A 409-nucleotide genomic window follows, 5' to 3' on the forward strand; every position below is an offset into this window, starting at 1 on the left:
GGACCATAAGGTTGGTCAAGATTCACATCCTGAGCATCGATATAGAGAGATTGAAGAATGGGTTAGAAAGCGCTTTCCCATGGCGCAATCGGTAGTATATCAATGGTCGGGCGAAGTCTTGGAGCCATCTGATGGATTAGCATTTTTAGGCAAAAATCCATTAGATGATAATAATGTCTATGTAATTACTGGAGATTCCGGTAATGGTATGACTCATTGTATGTTGGGAGCGATGATTGTATCGGATCAAATTATGGGCAGAGATAACCCATGGTCTGCAATTTACAGCCCATCTCGGAAAGTTTTTCACGGCATATCAGCATTTATTTCAGAGACAGCTAATACATTAGCTCAGTATAGTGATTGGATAAAAAGTGGGGAAGTAGTATCAGCGGAAGATATTCAAGCA

The 409-nt window shown here is 40.6% G+C and carries 1 protein-coding gene; it reads left to right on the forward strand.

What is annotated here, in order from left to right; translation table 11 throughout:
• Window positions 1–409 (forward strand): FAD-dependent oxidoreductase (locus C7H79_RS17450; protein ID WP_147383677.1); only part of this gene is annotated, 409 nt, incomplete at both ends.

The sequence above is a fragment of the Nitrosomonas supralitoralis genome (genome assembly GCF_003011925.2).
Classification (GTDB): domain Bacteria; phylum Pseudomonadota; class Gammaproteobacteria; order Burkholderiales; family Nitrosomonadaceae; genus Nitrosomonas; species Nitrosomonas supralitoralis.